The organism is Agarivorans litoreus, from assembly GCF_019649015.1.
GTDB classification, from domain to species: Bacteria; Pseudomonadota; Gammaproteobacteria; order Enterobacterales; family Celerinatantimonadaceae; genus Agarivorans; species Agarivorans litoreus.
Map to the genome: position 1 here is coordinate 2,247,824 of NZ_BLPI01000001.1, position 15,695 is coordinate 2,263,518.

The 15,695-nt window shown below is 44.1% G+C and carries 15 protein-coding genes and 2 pseudogenes; 10 read left to right on the forward strand and 7 right to left on the reverse strand.

Translation table 11 applies throughout. From position 1 onward, the window contains the following. Positions 1-6: 6 nt before the first annotated feature. From K5L93_RS10425 to K5L93_RS10435, 3 genes are all read right to left on the reverse strand, one after another. Positions 7-1,272, reverse strand: a complete 1,266-nt coding sequence (locus tag K5L93_RS10425) for a GGDEF domain-containing protein (RefSeq protein ID WP_220719783.1) — start codon at positions 1,270-1,272, stop codon at positions 7-9. A 136-nt stretch (positions 1,273-1,408) separates the two neighbouring features. Then, positions 1,409-2,176 carry an endonuclease gene (locus K5L93_RS10430; RefSeq protein ID WP_220719785.1) on the reverse strand — a complete coding sequence of 256 codons (768 nt, stop codon included), beginning with the start codon at positions 2,174-2,176 and terminating at the stop codon, positions 1,409-1,411. Between the two features lie 187 nt (positions 2,177-2,363). Further along, positions 2,364-2,723, reverse strand: coding sequence for a DUF6172 family protein (locus K5L93_RS10435; protein ID WP_220719787.1), 360 nt, complete (start codon positions 2,721-2,723; stop codon positions 2,364-2,366). Positions 2,724-3,199: 476 nt separating this feature from the next. Between K5L93_RS10435 and K5L93_RS20240 the strand changes: the two are divergent. The 10 genes and pseudogenes from K5L93_RS20240 (at position 3,200) to K5L93_RS10485 (ending at position 13,942) form a co-directional block, all read left to right on the forward strand. Continuing rightward, positions 3,200-3,490 (forward strand): annotated as a pseudogene (locus tag K5L93_RS20240) (helix-turn-helix domain-containing protein). Positions 3,491-3,563: 73 nt separating this feature from the next. Next, positions 3,564-3,716 (forward strand): annotated as a pseudogene (locus K5L93_RS20245) (type II toxin-antitoxin system HipA family toxin); the annotation flags it as partial. Between the two features lie 12 nt (positions 3,717-3,728). Further along, positions 3,729-4,733 carry a YecA family protein gene (locus tag K5L93_RS10450; protein ID WP_220719788.1) on the forward strand — a complete coding sequence of 335 codons (1,005 nt, stop codon included), beginning with the start codon at positions 3,729-3,731 and terminating at the stop codon, positions 4,731-4,733. Positions 4,734-4,743: 10 nt separating this feature from the next. Further along, the gene (locus K5L93_RS10455; RefSeq protein WP_220719790.1) at positions 4,744-5,862 is read left to right on the forward strand and encodes a hypothetical protein; all 1,119 of its coding nucleotides are present in this window, start codon (positions 4,744-4,746) and stop codon (positions 5,860-5,862) included. Positions 5,863-6,269: 407 nt separating this feature from the next. Further along, positions 6,270-6,575: a helix-turn-helix domain-containing protein gene (locus K5L93_RS10460; RefSeq protein ID WP_004249763.1), complete on the forward strand. Its 306-nt coding sequence runs from the start codon at positions 6,270-6,272 to the stop codon at positions 6,573-6,575. Beyond that, a complete protein-coding gene (locus K5L93_RS10465) occupies positions 6,572-7,837 on the forward strand; it encodes a type II toxin-antitoxin system HipA family toxin (protein ID WP_220719791.1) in 1,266 nt (421 codons plus the stop codon). Before K5L93_RS10460 ends, K5L93_RS10465 begins: the two co-directional genes overlap by 4 nt. A gap of 109 nt (positions 7,838-7,946) precedes the next feature. Further along, positions 7,947-8,438: an HVO_A0114 family putative DNA-binding protein gene (locus K5L93_RS10470; protein ID WP_246615032.1), complete on the forward strand. Its 492-nt coding sequence runs from the start codon at positions 7,947-7,949 to the stop codon at positions 8,436-8,438. Continuing rightward, positions 8,431-9,516 carry a DNA cytosine methyltransferase gene (locus tag K5L93_RS10475; protein WP_246615033.1) on the forward strand — a complete coding sequence of 362 codons (1,086 nt, stop codon included), beginning with the start codon at positions 8,431-8,433 and terminating at the stop codon, positions 9,514-9,516. Before K5L93_RS10470 ends, K5L93_RS10475 begins: the two co-directional genes overlap by 8 nt. Next, a complete protein-coding gene (locus K5L93_RS10480; protein WP_246615034.1) occupies positions 9,517-11,238 on the forward strand; it encodes a DUF8727 domain-containing protein in 1,722 nt (573 codons plus the stop codon). An 85-nt stretch (positions 11,239-11,323) separates the two neighbouring features. Next, on the forward strand, positions 11,324-13,942 hold the full coding sequence (locus K5L93_RS10485) for a restriction endonuclease-like protein (RefSeq protein WP_220719792.1): 2,619 nt from the start codon (positions 11,324-11,326) through the stop codon (positions 13,940-13,942). An 85-nt stretch (positions 13,943-14,027) separates the two neighbouring features. Here the strand turns inward: K5L93_RS10485 and hepT are convergent, their stop codons facing one another. The 4 genes from hepT to K5L93_RS10505 all read right to left on the reverse strand — a co-directional run bounded on the left by hepT (position 14,028) and on the right by K5L93_RS10505 (position 15,682). Then, positions 14,028-14,432 carry a type VII toxin-antitoxin system HepT family RNase toxin gene (hepT, locus tag K5L93_RS10490; RefSeq protein ID WP_220719793.1) on the reverse strand — a complete coding sequence of 135 codons (405 nt, stop codon included), beginning with the start codon at positions 14,430-14,432 and terminating at the stop codon, positions 14,028-14,030. Then, positions 14,425-14,679, reverse strand: coding sequence for a type VII toxin-antitoxin system MntA family adenylyltransferase antitoxin (mntA, locus tag K5L93_RS20180; RefSeq protein ID WP_220721503.1), 255 nt, complete (start codon positions 14,677-14,679; stop codon positions 14,425-14,427). Before mntA ends, hepT begins: the two co-directional genes overlap by 8 nt. Beyond that, on the reverse strand, positions 14,619-14,747 hold the full coding sequence (locus K5L93_RS20280) for a nucleotidyltransferase domain-containing protein (protein WP_220719795.1): 129 nt from the start codon (positions 14,745-14,747) through the stop codon (positions 14,619-14,621). Before K5L93_RS20280 ends, mntA begins: the two co-directional genes overlap by 61 nt. Positions 14,748-14,821: 74 nt before the next feature. Beyond that, positions 14,822-15,682 carry a YicC/YloC family endoribonuclease gene (locus K5L93_RS10505; protein ID WP_137675385.1) on the reverse strand — a complete coding sequence of 287 codons (861 nt, stop codon included), beginning with the start codon at positions 15,680-15,682 and terminating at the stop codon, positions 14,822-14,824. Positions 15,683-15,695: the final 13 nt, after the last annotated feature.

Sequence of the window (15,695 nt, forward strand, 5' to 3'; positions counted from 1 at the left end):
TAGCGATTAGTTGGCCGCAACTACCTTATTGCGGCCGCCTTCTTTGGCTTGATACAGCGCTTCGTCGGCACGTTTTATCCATTGCTCTAAGAAGCCTGAGTTGATTTCGGCTACGCCAAAAGAGCTGGTGATACGTGTTTCTTCACTTAGTATGGTGTTTTCGATACTTTGGCGAAGGTGTTCTGCCAGGGCGCAAGCGCCTTTCAAGCGAGTGTGGGCGCATACCACCAAAAATTCTTCACCGCCCCAGCGGGCTAGGTAATCGCCCTCTCTAATTTGTTGGCGCACCAAGTTTGCTAGATTAACCAGTACTTTGTCGCCTTCGTCATGGCCATATTGGTCATTGATTTTTTTGAAGTGGTCTATGTCGAATAAAACGATACTGGCCGGCATGCCAATTTCAGCGTATTCGATAATGATGTCGCCAAAAATGCTGCTCAAACCGGCGCGATTAAAGCAGCTGGTAAGTGGGTCGGTTTTGGCCATAAATTCGTAGTTATCGCGCTCAATGCTCAGGTAGCTGTTGATTTTATTTAGCTCTAGCGCGTGTTTATTTGATTGCTGGTGCTGCTCTTTTACCCCACGGGTCACACTGTAAAAAGCGTACGTGATACTTAGCAACCAAATGCCCAATAAGGCTAAATATAAATCTTTGGCTTGCAACCATTTGCCAGAAAACTGGACTGAATGAAGCGATAACTCGATATTTTTATCCTGAGTATTGTCACCAGTGAGCAAGCTAATATGCGTGATTTCAGCGTCTTGCGATTGGTGCTGGCTATCTCGTTGGACAAATTGCCACCAAGAGGGCTGATATAAGCTATCTACATCAATACTGTAACTGGCGCGCCCTTGCTTGGGCAAAATGCTTTGTTGGTGCAGGTGTAAATGTTTTGCATTGTGTTGAGTAAATACTTGTAGCCAAATGGAATCTGGGGCAGTGCTTTGAAAAGATAGATTTAGTTGGATGTTGTCAAAGTTGGCCAGGCTTATGCCCGCTTGATTATTTTCCACTAACTTTAACTGCAAAGCACAGGCATCGGGTTGCTGGCTATTGGAGATATTGCAAAATAGCGTGGCTTTGTTTTGTTGGCGCAATAACAAGCCTTTGCCTACACGACCATCGGCGAGCTGAGTAGAAAGAGAGATGGGCGATTCTTCGTTTAGTGAGTAATTAAGGTGTCGCTCCATGCCAAGGTACTGCCAAAGCACCAACCCTAAAGAGATCAGAAATAGTACCGGGTAATAAATGTCGCGTTGTTGCTGATTCATAGTGTGCTTTAGCATGGATAGTACAAAAAATTACCATAGTATTATTCACTAAATCCATGCTTTATAAAGGGTTGTACAGCCCATTTATAAGAATCAGTCTATTGGCAAATTCGCGATACTGCACAAATTTAGAGTTTTAGCTCTCAACATTTATACAACGCGACGCCAAAATGGGATTGTTGTTTTGTTGAGTTTGCGCAATCAGCGTGGCTCTTTGGCATTCTTGAGCAGTAACCGGATGAAGCTTGTCCCAAGCTTGCATTAACTTGCGTTGACTACTGCTCATGGTAAATCGGCTATAAGTGGCATCCATGTATAAATAGCTGCGTGCTATTGGCCCTCGCGCGGATTCTGGCGGCTGTACTTTACGGTTCTCTATGCGCATATCGCAAGTTCCAAAGCTTGATGTTTGAGTGCTTAGCATGGCGAAGTTGTAATTAGAGCGCGCCGCATTTACCGCGCCAATAGCCGGATACAGGTTGTACATGTCGGCTTGCATTAAGCGGTATTCGGCATTGGTTTTTTCTGCACAGCGCCTGCCCTTGTAGGCTTTGCCTTTTGAATTGACACATTTGGGGTGGCCTTCACGCCACTCAACAAAGTTGCGGCCAAAGTTCTCTGCTGGCACAACGTGCTCGGTCTCGTAACGCCTTAATCGGTTAAGATATTTGCCGGTAGCAAAACCAGAATTAAGCGTGACATTTTTATTCTCATCAAACTTAGCTTCGCAATACAGTGTTTTACGGGTACTTGGCTCCGCGTATACCTGTTGCAATAAAAGTCGCTTGGCGGTGGTAAATGATTCAATGCTTTGATTGCCATTAGCCAGCGCTAGACAAGGTAAGGAAAGGGCAAATAATAAGGCATAGCCAGCTAAGCTATGTAGGGCTGTTTTTAAGTACATCTTAATCTTATAAATAACCGCAAAAAAACAGCCCAAAATTTAGCATGCGGCTAGAGTGTACAGCTAATTATCAATAACTTAGCGAAGAAGCGAGTATGAATTGGAAATAGTTAAAGTGCTAGTTACCAAAACTACTCGCTGGAATAGTTTTGGTTAACTAGAGGCAGCTAGAATAGGCTCGATCTTTTTATTCAGCGTCTTTATCTAGCTCTTGTTCTGCGCTAGCGATGATATCGTCAAGATCTGAAGATTCTTCCACATCTGGCTTTTCTGGGCGATTGGCAGGTTTAGCCATAATCTCTAAGTAAAATGACGGCAATTGCTGTTGCTCAGCTTTGTCCATACAAGCGTTAATTTGCGAAACGTGGACCTCTTCTGCTTCTTCTTGAGTTGGTCCGTACTTACAATCAAAGGCCCAAAAATCGGCTCCGGCAGGCAAGGTTTTGTTCTTCTCGCGGCGAATATATTTTTTAGCATCATACTTAGCGGCTTCAACAATGCGCGCCAATTTAAGCTTGGGGTGAGTAAGCGGATAAGTCTTTTTCATAATAATCCTAGAAAACTGCCGAAAGTAGCAAAGGGAGGCACACTGTAATGATTCTAGGCTATAGAGCAAGGTTTAATCGAGATTGTTTGCAAAAGCACAGTGGAAAAGAGTACCAAAGTGATGAAGCCTCTTTGAGTAAGAGGCTTTGAAGCATGGATATGACAGTATTATTCGAATTTTTGGAACAGTTCATTGAGGAGTGTTCTAGACCTAAAAACTCAATAAGTGACCGAAAAGAAACCGTTGAAAAATGCCTGTTTGCCCAACACTTTTACTAAATCTTAGTGGTGCTTCTTGGTTATGAGTATGAAAAAACAGTGACGTTTTTACGCTGCTGTTAGGGCTAAAACATAGCAATTTTGAAAGGCTTTATCGAGCAAACTTTCAATACTCTCGTTTCCAATGGATACGATAATACCCATTTTTTGTCTTATTTCGCTATGATGGATATAACTGTATCGATTTGGTCGTTACGGATGAATTTTACCTTACTTGATGATACCGATGTAAGCCAAGCCTATGCTGCTTATTTACGGGAGTTACGCCAGCGGGCAAAAATGTCTCTATCAGCATAGGCAGAGCGAAGTTGCGTACCTGCGGCCACCATTAAGAATTTTGAACCGACTGGGCAAATTTCATTTCGCCAATTGTTGTTGCTTTGGCAGACACTTGACTCGCTAGGTAGGCTCTATTAACTCACACAAGCTAACAAAGTGCGCGCCACTATGCCCTCTAGTATTGATGAGGTGCTAAAAGATGAGTTTTAACCCCATTCAAAAACTCGCCGTAACCCGTACCTTAAGCTCAAGTGAGCAGGTAGGCATAGGGGGCTTAGCTCAGAACCGGCAAGTTATTGAAGAGGTAGCAGAAGCACTCAGCTAATTTACTTATCTCGCGCAGCAATAAGGAATCAGTAAAATAACAGTGTCTGCGATTGCTAAGACATTGGATCAGCGCAAACAGGAAAATGTAGCGCTTTTTAAACAATTATAAAAAGGGACAACAATGAAGCTCGGTCGTAACGATCCTTGCCATTGTGGCAGTGGTAAAAAATTTAAGCGTTGTTGTATGAGCAGCGTTTCCAAGCAACATGCCCAAACCTTTGATGATGTCGAAGGCATGCAGGCAATGAACCCAAATTTGAGTCTTGATGAACTCAACGCTGCTTTACAACACAAAGTGCAGGATCGCAATAATCAACCTCATCCCGATTTTTGTGGTGTGACGCCAACGCAAATGGCCAATTGGCTTTATGCGCCTTTTGATGAGTTACAGTGGGTGACAACTAGTACACCAGATGAGCTTTTAGCCAGCCCTGTGATGCGCTATTTAGCCCTCATTCTTGATGAGGCTATGGCGCAAGAAGGCTCATTTAAAGCCACAAGCAAAGGCAACTTGCCGGCTAAGTTGGTCAAACAGGCCAGTGAATTATTGCCTAAGTTTGCCGTTTCTCAGTTCTCAAAAACTATTAACATCAGCGAGTTTTCGGGCAGTAACGAAGATAAATTTAATGCCTTGCACTACACCCGAGTACTGGCTGAAATTAGTGGTATTATTTATCGGCGCAGTGGCCGCTACCATGTAAAAAAATCAGCGCAAAAGCAGTATCAGGCTTTAGGTATTCAGGCATTTTTCAAACCTATGTTAGAAGCCGCAATCGGCAAATATAACTGGGGCTATTTAGATAGCTTTGAATACGATGTCGATTTGCGTACCTTTTGGCTGTTTATGTTGTGGCGCATTCAGATCCACAACAGCGTTGAACAGCTGGTTAAAGAGGTTATGACGGCGTTCCCTGATCTGCTACAGGCATTCCCCACTGACGATTACTTCTCGCCAGAAAGAAACTTAAGCATATTAATTGAATCACGATTTATTGCGCGATTTTTACAGTTTTGGGGATTTGTGACCATTGATCCAAGACGTTATTTAAACATTGAGCCTGTCGGTAGAACGGTACAGGTGCTGCCTTTGTTAAAACAAACCTTTCAATTCACAATAAATACATAGCAAGGTCATCGTGAGCGAATATCAATACTATAAATTCGAGCGTCTGGATGGGTATTTAGATGCTAAAGCGCGTCAAGCACTCAGAGCCATTTCAAGCCGTGCCGAGATCAGCGCTACGTCCTTTCAGGTGTATTACACCTACAGTGATCTAAAGGCAGAGCCTTTTGAGCTGATGTTAAAATACTTCGATATCGGTTTTTACTATGCCGATTGGGGCTCAATTGAAGCCTACATCAAGCTACCAGCCGGAACGCTACCAGATGCGTTACTCGGCTTTTCAATAGATGGGCTTCATGTACATGAAAATGATGAGTGGCAATTGCTGATTTTTTCTATCGAGGAGTATGACGAATATTTTGACGATGAGCATGCCGACGACTTTTTCCAGCATTTAGCGGCTTTACGCAGTGGGTTAATGCAAGGGGATTGGCGCCTTGTGTACTTTATGTGGCTAAAAGCGTTTGATTGTAATGATGAAATTGAGCGAGTGCCGTTGATTCAATTCGATTTTGAGCACCTCAGTGACGAGGCGCAGGCCTTTGTGGCACTGTATGATATTCCTTTAGCATTGGTTAAGGCACTCGCCATGGTGCTGAACGCACAACCCAGCCATCAAGCCAAACAAGCCCAGTTTCAGTTTGATACGTGGCTAAACAATCTCACGGAAGTTGAGAAAGACACGCTATTACGCGCGCTGTTTGAGCAAGGCCAGTTAACCCGTCACCAAGCTTTAGCGCTGACGCGAAAAGAACCTGCCAACACAGACGAGATCTATCAATACTGGTTAACCCCCGAGGTAATTTCCCTTTTCATCGAGCAAGCGCAAAGCCAATTACAGCAAGAGCAAGCCGCAGCTCTCGCAAAAAAATTAGCCATCGAAAAAGCAGAAAAAGAAAAAGCGTTGACGGATGTTTACAATCGGCGTCAGCACTACTGGCAGCAAGCACAAGAGCAAGCTGATCGAACCTGTGCTAGTGGTTACGATGCGGCATCACGCTATCTGCATCAGCTGTTTGAGGCCTATCAGTTCAAAGCGGATGAAGCGGCGTTTGAACAACGCTTTAAGCGCTTTGTTGTGGCGAATAATAGCCGTAAAGCGCTGTTAAATCGCTTGAGTGATTTGCTTTAAATGTGGGGCTATAGGCTGGCCAAATAATGTTAACAACAAACAGGTTGAGGGTTGGTTGAAAGCTTATAAGCCCACCCTTAGGTCTACAGATTGTTACCTATCAAGTCACTTTGTGTAGACCTCTAAGCGCTGCATTTCCCCGTTCGGTAAAACGCATAGACGAGTTCTCAACTTGCATTTCACACTTTTACGCACATAAACGTGTGATTTAGTGGCCTTTGGCATTCACATCATCGCCTTGGCCAACGCGCAAACTAAACCTAAAAGTAGGATATAAATCCAATTATATTGAGTCAAGTGGGAATACAGTCCCACATTTTTAGTGTTAGAGTTGTTTGAGTATCATGCTTGGACTATATTCCCATTAATGACTAAATAATGGGAATATAGTCCCTTAGGTTGGTGGTATGGCTAAGCGTGATTTACACAATGTACTGTTTCCAAAGCAGCGCAAAATTCTGACGCATTTTGGTGAGGACTTGCTGTTGGCCATGAAGCGACGAGGTTTTACAAAAAAGCTGCTGTGTGAACGTACTGGCTTTGATCATAAAACCGTGAACAAAGTCTTCGCAGGTGATCCGGGCGTTGCCATAGGCACTTACTTAAAAGTGATGGCCGTTCTAGGCATGGAAAGCAACTTTGCAGAAATGGCCGCTCATGATGAAGTGGGTATCAAGCTGCAAAACATAAAATTGCTGGAAGGTTCAAGATGAGCCGTGAAATCGTCGAAGTCTATGCAGACTGGCAGCCAATTGAAGCGCCTTTGCTAATTGGGCAGCTTGCTTACAGTGATTCAAGCCGAGGTGGCGTGTTTAGTTTTGCCTACGATAAAGCATTTTTAACCTCAGCCTATCGTTTGCAAATTGATCCAATCCTGACGCTTCACTCCGGTGAACTCTACAACGATGAAGCTGACAAAAACTTTCGCGCATTTCTCGATTCATCGCCTGATAGATGGGGACGTATTTTAATGCAGCGGCGTGCAGCGATTGAAGCGCGCAAAGGCATTCGAGCAACAAGTCGATTAAACGAGTTGGATTACCTGCTGGGCGTTCATGACTCTTACCGGATGGGGGGGATTCGATTTAAGCGAGCAGGCTCGAATGCTTTCTTAGATGACAACTCTGAGTTTGCTGCGCCGCCAATGGCGTCTTTGCGAGAGCTAGAGCACGCAGCCATGCAGATTGAAAAAGACGATAACATCGACAGTGACGAGTATTACCGCTGGTTGAAAATGCTGATTTCTCCAGGCTCATCATTAGGCGGTGCAAGGCCCAAGGCTTGTGTGACAGATGAACAAGGCCACTTGTGGATTGCCAAGTTTCCCAACTTAAATGATACCCATGACGTGGGGGCGTGGGAGATGGTCTGTTATGAGTTGGCTCTGGCGGCAGGTGTTGAGATGTTTCCAAGTGAGATCAGGCAGTTTTCCTCTGGGCATCATACCTTTTTAACAAAACGGTTTGATCGCGATGGCGAAAATCGGCTGCATTTTTCATCGGCCATGACACAGCTTCGCTATTTTGGAAACGAAAAGTATGATGGTGAACAATCTCAAGGTGCCAGCTACCTAGAAATTGCTGAATTTATTTCCAATTGTGGTGCACAAACAAAAGCGGATTTAGCACAGTTATGGCGCCGTATCGTGTTTAATATTGCGGTGTCCAACACAGATGATCACCTGCGTAACCATGGGTTTTTATTAACAAAGAAGGGTTGGAAGTTATCACCCGCTTATGATTTAAACCCGATAGTGGATAAGCACGGCCTGCATCTGAATATTACCGATGCAGACAACGCTTTAGACTACCAATTAGCCTTTGGCGTGAAAGACTTCTTCCGATTATCTCAAACCCAAGCCACGCAAATTTACGATGAAGTATTAAAGGCGGTTAAGCAGTGGCAAATCGTTGCTAAGCGGCTAGGCATCAGCCGAGCCGAGCAAGCCATGAAACAATCGGCGTTTAACGTTTAATGAGTAAGTGAACCAACAGTCAACATAAATGGCTAGCGAGGTTTGAACTCCATTACAGACAAGACCGCTAGATTACAGGTGGCGCACTTACTGTCCACAGGGATTGTTGTTGTCCGAAACGGAAAATATCTTTGCGCCATTATCAGCAGTTGATAAGATGTTCGGCTTATGTATAAGCGTACAGTCTTTTTATTGGCCAAGCGCTGTTTTATCTGCTTGCTGGGAACCTAGTGAGCAAACTGTTCGAGTAAGCTATGTGAGTGAAGCAATGAAAAACGCAAAACAATCGCGCTGCGTGATTGGGATTAAAGGGCAAACGCCCGACCCCGATTACCCCGTTGATATCTGGTTCGATTCGCTTAAATCGGTAGCTAATGTGCTGTCGAAAGAAAACCAGCAGTTGTTAAAAGTAATTGCCGAGCAACAGCCGCAATCGGTGACTGAGCTGGCAATGCTTACGGGCCGTGCGGTCAGTAATGTGTCGAGAACACTTAAGACATTAGATGGTTTGGGCATAGTGTGTTTAACGCGTGTATCTGGGCAAGTGAAACCAACTATAAAATTTCGCTCCTTTGTTGTGGTAGGAGATTATTGTGAGTAATGTAATTTTTTCTTTTTTTTCAGGTTCAGGATTTCTTGATTTGGGTTTTGAAAAAGCTGGTTTTGAAATTGTATTTGTAAATGAAGTAGAAAATCAGTTTATTAAGGCTTATGAGTTTAGCCGAAAAACAATGGGGCATAGTGAGCCAAAATATGGTTATCAAGCTAATTCAATCGAAGATTATTTGAATAATGAAGATGAAGGGTATCTGAACGATAGTGTCAATAATGAAAGCCGTATAGGTAATCTCGTAGGTTTTATTGGGGGGCCGCCTTGCCCTGATTTTTCTGTTGGAGGGAAAAATGCTGGTAAAACTGGAGAAAATGGTAAATTATCAAGATCCTACGTAGAGTGTATTAAAAAATATAAGCCAGATTGGTTCGTTTTTGAAAACGTGAAAGGCCTATGGAGAACTAAAAAGCATAGGGAGTTCTATGATGAACTTAAAAAAGAATTAAGTGATTCTGGTTATGATTTAAATGATCGTTTGATTAATTCGTTGGAGTTTGGTGTTCCTCAAGATAGAGACCGGATAATACTTTTTGGTGTCAAAAAAAATATTCATGAAAAAATAGATAAAGACTTTTTTTGGGAGAGATATATGAAGTACCCAAATAAGTCTGCATTTTCCTACAAATGGCCGGAAAAAAGTCCATTTGGAGAAGCTTTTAAAGCACCAAGTGACCTTCCTTTGGAGCTTACAGTTGAATATTGGTTTAATAAAAATAAAGTTCATCTACATCCAAATAAGGATCATCATTTTACACCAAGAGCTGGATTAGCAAAGTTTCTAGTTATTGATGAAGGTGATACATCAAAAAAGTCTTATAAGAGGCTTCATCGTTTTCGATACTCACCAACAGCCGCATACGGTAATAATGAAGTTCATCTGCATCCAACTAAGGCTAGAAGAATATCAGCTGCGGAAGCTATGGCTATTCAGTCTTTACCTTGTGATTTCGAACTTCCAAGTTCAATGACTTTAAGTGCGATGTTTAAAACAATTGGAAATGGTGTTCCTTATCTCTTTTCATATGGCATTGCTAAAACAATTCAGGATTATCTGAAGGATGAGTAGATGAAAATTGAAGATGCGTTAAGCAAATCAAGAACATGGATAGATCAACTTGTTGGTAACGAGTTGCAATATATAACAGGAAGAAATACTTCAATTATTACTCGTGTTGATTGGGAAGGTGAGGGGAAATTATTTGTTGGGCGCGGCGACAAAGAAATATCTATTAATTTTAAACGAGTTGAAGATGCAATTAAAATTTTAATAAATGGCCAAATAGTTCATTTTGACACCATTCTTCGATCGGGTAGCAATGACAGAACTGTCATTGAGACAATTATTGCGAATTTCCCACCTGTGGGATTTATGCTGCCAAATAAAGGAAGAAATAAACGTAAAAACAAAGTATTGCAGTGGTTAAATAAAGAAATTCATCCACTTGGTAATATTATGGATATAAGTGCAGATGAGTTCGCCGAACTGTCCTTAAGTATTGGTGAAATAAAAAAAGCACAGGCCTTATCCAAACCCTTCCTCCTTCTAGCCGGCATCTCTGGTACAGGTAAAACCCGCTTTGTGCGTGAGCAAGCAAAAACTTCAATGCAGTTTGCTGAAACTTATTGTTTAACCTCAGTGCGCCCCGACTGGCATGAGCCGAGTGATTTGCTTGGTTATATTTCTCGCCTCGCAAAAGACGGCGAAGCTGAATACATCACTACCGATGTATTGCAATTTATCGCCAAAGCATGGCGTGCTATTGCTGATAGCGGCTTAACCATTGAGGTGCAAGAGAGCGAAGACCAAGGTAAGTGTTTAGTGGTAATAGGTGAACGTGATGCACTTGAGCGGATACTTCCTTTCTGGTTGTGTTTGGATGAAATGAACCTTGCCCCTGTTGAGCAGTATTTTGCTGATTATTTGTCGGTGCTGGAAACCCGCGAATGGCGTTGGACAGACGATAGCTTTACCTACAGCAGTGATGCGTTATTAAAACCTGCCACCATTAATGAAGTCGCTGATATAGAAAAGCTACGCGGAGCGCTAGGCTTTGATGATGCGAAATACAACGAGCTGTGGGCACATATTTGCCAATATGGTTTAGGTATTCCGTTTAACCTGCTAGTAGCGGGCACAGTGAATATGGATGAAACCACTCATGGCTTTTCACGCAAAGTGATTGACCGAGCGCTGAGCTTTGATTTTGGTGCGTTTTTCCCAAATAACTTTGATGAGTTTGCTGATTTTGGAACTCCAACAAGTTGCAATAAGCGCCTTAGCTATCCTATTTGGTCAAACGCCAGCAAAATAGATTTAGCCAATACCTTTGATGCGGATGGCTCTAAAACAATTGCGTTTTTATCGGCAGTCAACACAGTGCTAAAAAATACACCGTTTGAGTTGGCGTTTCGTGCGCTCAATGAGCTGCTCCTCGCAGTTGCCAGCAGCCAACCACAAGATGAACTGACCCTAAAAGCCGTATGGGACGACTTTATGATGTGCAAGGTTCTGCCGCGTATAGAAGGCGATACCGATAAACTGACTACATCAAATCGCAAGGATTTGCTGGAAGAACTTAGCGCTGAGCTTTCAGACCAGTTAGCCCCTATTTGGCAAGCAGAACAAGCCGATAAGAATCAACGCCCTGACTTATATCGCGAGAAAATCGTGGCCGATGGTGCTACTGATGAGGAGAAAGTACTTCGTATACCTTGCCGTTCAAAAGCTAAGTTGAAGTGGATGATCGATCGATTAGACAGCGCCACCTTTACCAGTTTCTGGCCTTAATGAGTCGGTGCTGTTTGATGCCTTCTGCAATGAATGCAACCCATAAGCAGAACCCGTACAGTGATGGTGTAAGGAGTGCTAGGGAATGCCTGAGTTAATACGATTACAAACCCCCGACTTTGAGTTTTCTGTCTGGGCGAATGATATTAGCCAGCGGTTGAGCGTGTACCAGAATACAATGGCGCACAGGGCGAGCGCTAATGATGTACAACCTAGCTACGAATTGCGCTTTGCGCCTGCGGCGCAGCTGAGCAATGCTATTGAGCCGCAAGGGCTTGTTGCAGATGGTTTGGTACCAAGTGGGTTAGATGAAAGTGACTTAGCCGACAACGACCTTGTTGCCAATAGCTTAGCGAAACACGCTGAGCTGACATTAAATTCCCCGCTGTTTTTTGAGAATACTCAGTACCAGTTTGAGTGGGTCTTTTTTAGTGAAGTCACTAATGCGCGGTTAACCCATCGCAGCCAAAGTGTGAATGAGGCATTTCGTTTTGCCCCCGAAGTACAAACCGCAAGGGGCGTGGTGCCTGCACGTTTAACCGGCACCATTAATACCGGCAATGATGTGGGCTGGTTGCGTTTACCGCTCACTTTTGAACTTAATGGCAAAACACAGACTCAGCACATTGCCTTTGAAGTGCTACCAACTAAAATGGCCCTGCACCAAGACTTGCCCGCCATGTATCAAGCGATTGATACTGTATTCCCTCATTGGCGTTTTAGTTTGGTCGAAAAAACCGAGCAAAATGTTGCGCGAAGTACAAAGCGTATTCACTTTCCTTTAGTGTGGCTTGAAAACTTTAGAGAGCTAAGAAAGCGTTTTGAAAGTGGCTTAAAGGTGGTATGTGCCGCACCGCATAGCCGTTTGCAGCCGACGGTTGCCAATATTAAAGCGGCCAAATTAAAAGGCCGTTTGCCTCATAAGTTAGCCGAGCAAGTAAAGCAAGACTTTGCGAATGGCCAGTACGATAAACGCTACGCGGTCGAAAAAAAGCAACTGAGTGTCGACACCCCAGAAAACCGCTTTATCAAAATGGCGGTGAGTAAAAGCAAGCGGCAATTAGCGGAGTTTGAACAAAAGCTAAGGCAAAGTAACCAAGCACTAGAGCGCCCACGTTTATCAGAATCCTTCATTGATGAAGTACACAGTTGGCAGCCGCCGCTACAAAAAGTATTAGGCCAAAGTTTTTTAAAAGAGGTGGGTGCATACACAGGGTTAAGTCGTGAGTCTTTAGTGCTACAGCAAAAAACCGGTTACAGCGCGGTGTATCGCGTTTGGCAGGAGCTGAAATTTTATTTAGATGTGTTTGGCAATCAGTCGAGCATTTCAATGAAGTCAGTGGCTGAGATTTATGAAATCTGGTGTTTTTTGTGTTTGAAACAGATTTTAGAGCAGGATCTCGGCTTTAAGTTGGTGGAAAATGGTGCAGCAGAGTTAAAGCAGAATGACTTTTTCGAGTACAGCTTTAAAGAAGATGGCATGCGCGGTGCGTTTCGATTTAAGCGTGCTGATGGAGTGACGGCAAGATTAGCTCATGAACCGATTTTTAATAAAGCGGGTAAAATACGCTCGTATCTAGTGAGCCAAAAGCCAGATATTGTGTTGGAAGTGACACTGCCTAAAAGCGCCGATTTAACAAAAGCAGACTCATCAGAAGAAAAGCAGTTTATTTGGCTGTTTGATGCCAAGTATCGCATTAAAACCGAGAAAAACCGCTTTGATGACTGCAATGAAGATATCGAAAGTACCGATTACGTACCAGACGATGCCATCAATCAGATGCATCGTTATCGGGACGCTTTGATCCGCCTGTCTGAGTATCCATCCAGCTCAACGGCTGGCCAACCCACCAAAAAAAGCCGCCCAGTTTTTGGTGCGTTTGCTTTATATCCTGGTTTTTTTGACCAAGCCACAACACCAAACCCCTACGCAACCGCAATAGAAGAAGTGGGTATTGGCGCATTTGCCCTCTTACCTAGTCAAAATAAGCCTAGCCAAAATGAGCCTAGTCAAAACGAACTTAGTCAAACTGATCCTACCCAGACTAAGAGCAGTTATTCCGGCCATCAATGGTTGCTAGAGTTCTTGCAAGCGCAAATTGGCACAGCTCCGAACGCACAAACAGGGCAAAACAATGAAGCCATGTATCCCGTGGCTGGCATGGCGGAAAAGCTCTACGTGCAAGAAGCCGCACGCATACCGTATTACGGCATGCGCCAAATGCTGTACCCAGACCTTACGTTTACTGCCGCGTTGGGGCCTCAAAAAGGCCGTAATAAACGCTATCTGGAAAACTTCGAAAATGGTGTTGCTCAGTGGTATCACATAAAAGTAGCGGCAATTAAACAGCTCGAAAATAATGTTGGGTCACATCATATTGCTGAGGAGATCCGCTATTTAGCGTTAGCAACGCCATCAACTCAGCATGTGGGCACTAAAGAGATAGCAAAGGTTTGGCCTGTGAAACGGGTTGCGATTTTGCCACGTAACTCCATCACTGCCGTACAGGCTGGAAAGGAAGTTGATTCACCAGAGCCCTATTACCTTTTTCAATTAGGTAAGCCATTGGCTCTCCAGGTGGCGGTGACTCATGTTCCGCTACGAAATTTTAGTCATTCGATGAAACTCACAACCTTGACTCGCTTAGAGAGCGTGACAAAGTTTGTTGAAGTAGATGAAGTGTACCGAGAGGCGATGGTGTGAATGGCACACGACTCCTTGTTATGAAAGGGAAGATCTAGACTGTGTAGCTCGTTAAACAGGAAGTTATCTTCCGATTTGATAGGAATTAAAGCCGCTTAATACGCTCACAAAAGTCGCTGAAGTCACTCAAGCGATGTTCAACTACGTGGATGACTATGTCGAGGTTTAGCGTTTGGTAGTAATGAATGGCTATGTTGCGTAGCCCCAGCATTTTTTGCAAACTTTCTGATAGCGGCAACGGCAATAAACCGGCTCTGGCTAATAGCGCAAAGCTGTCGCGGCTATGTTGAGGAATGCCTGTTTGTTGCTGTTTATTGATGATGTTGGCTAAATCTATACATGCTTCGCAGGCGCGTTGCAGGTTTAAGATTACCGAGTCTTGCCGTGTATCGTCTTGCTTAAAGTTGTTACCCGCTTCTTGGTATACCTTTGTAATACGTTGCAAGCAACGCTCTACGGTAACAAGCTTATTAATTATGGGGTCATTCATTATGGTAAGACTTTAGAATGTCTGCACGCTCTTGATTAAGCTTTTGATACATGGCCATTACTTGCATCTCGAAGCGTGTTTTCTCGGGTTTTTCTCCCCACAGTAGCTGCCCTTTATAAATGATTTGGTGCTGCAATACGGTAGAGGCCGAGAGTAAATCTATAAGGTCTACATCTTTGCCAAGTTTTATGGCCAGTTCTTCTTGCAGGTCGAAGCGTTGAATGGGGTCGAGTTTTTGGGTAACAATAGCGCGAGGTCGATGTCACTTTGCGCCGTAGCGCTATTGTTAGCTTGGGAGCCAAATAGATATAACAAACGCGTTTGCGGTAAGGCCGTTATACTAACTTGCTTAGCGCTTGATGTTCTGTTGAATTTGGCTCCATGGCTGCTTATTCCAAATTCTGGATCTGCTCGCGCATTTGCTCAATTAACACTTTAAGCTCTACCGCGGCTTGAGTGATCTCGGCGTTAATCGATTTAGACGCTAGGGTATTCGCTTCTCGGTTAAACTCTTGCATCATAAAATCGAGGCGTCGTCCGCAGGCGCCGCCTTTTTTAAGGATTTTTTGCGTTTCGCTTACGTGTGAATCAAGGCGATCTAGCTCTTCAGCTACATCAATTTTTTGCGCTACCATAATCATTTCTTGCTCGATGCGCTGCGGGTCTAGCTCGTCAATCACATCGGCTAGGCGGGTTTTTAAGCGCTCGCGCTGCCATTGCATTACTGCTGGCATTTGCTCGCGTACAAAGGCCACTTGCTCGGTAATTTTATCAAGGCGGGTGGTAATCATCACCGCGGTATTTGCCCCTTCGCTGGCGCGGCTTTCGATAAATGCCGTTAGCGCTTCTTGCCAGCCAGCGAGTAGCTCTTTGCTAATGGCGTCGGCGTCTTGCTCTGGGGTTTCCATTACGCCAGGCCAGCGCAGTATATCTACTGGGTTAATTTGCCCGCCCGCTTGCTGCTGTACCCATTCGGCATTTTGAATAAGTTGTTCGGCAAGGGTTTTATTTAACTGCAGTTCGCCACGGTTGGCTTGGTCGGCCTCAAAACGTAGGTTGCACTCTACTTTACCGCGCTGTAGGGCCTTGCGGATTTTGTCACGCAGCACTGGCTCTAGGGAGCGAAACTGTTCTGGCATGCGCCAGTAAGTTTCTAGGTAACGTTGGTTTACGCTGCGAATTTCCCATGTTGCACTGCCCCAATCGCCTTTAAGTTGGTGGCGTGCGTAGCCTGTCATGCTGTGGATCATAGTTGAATGCCCT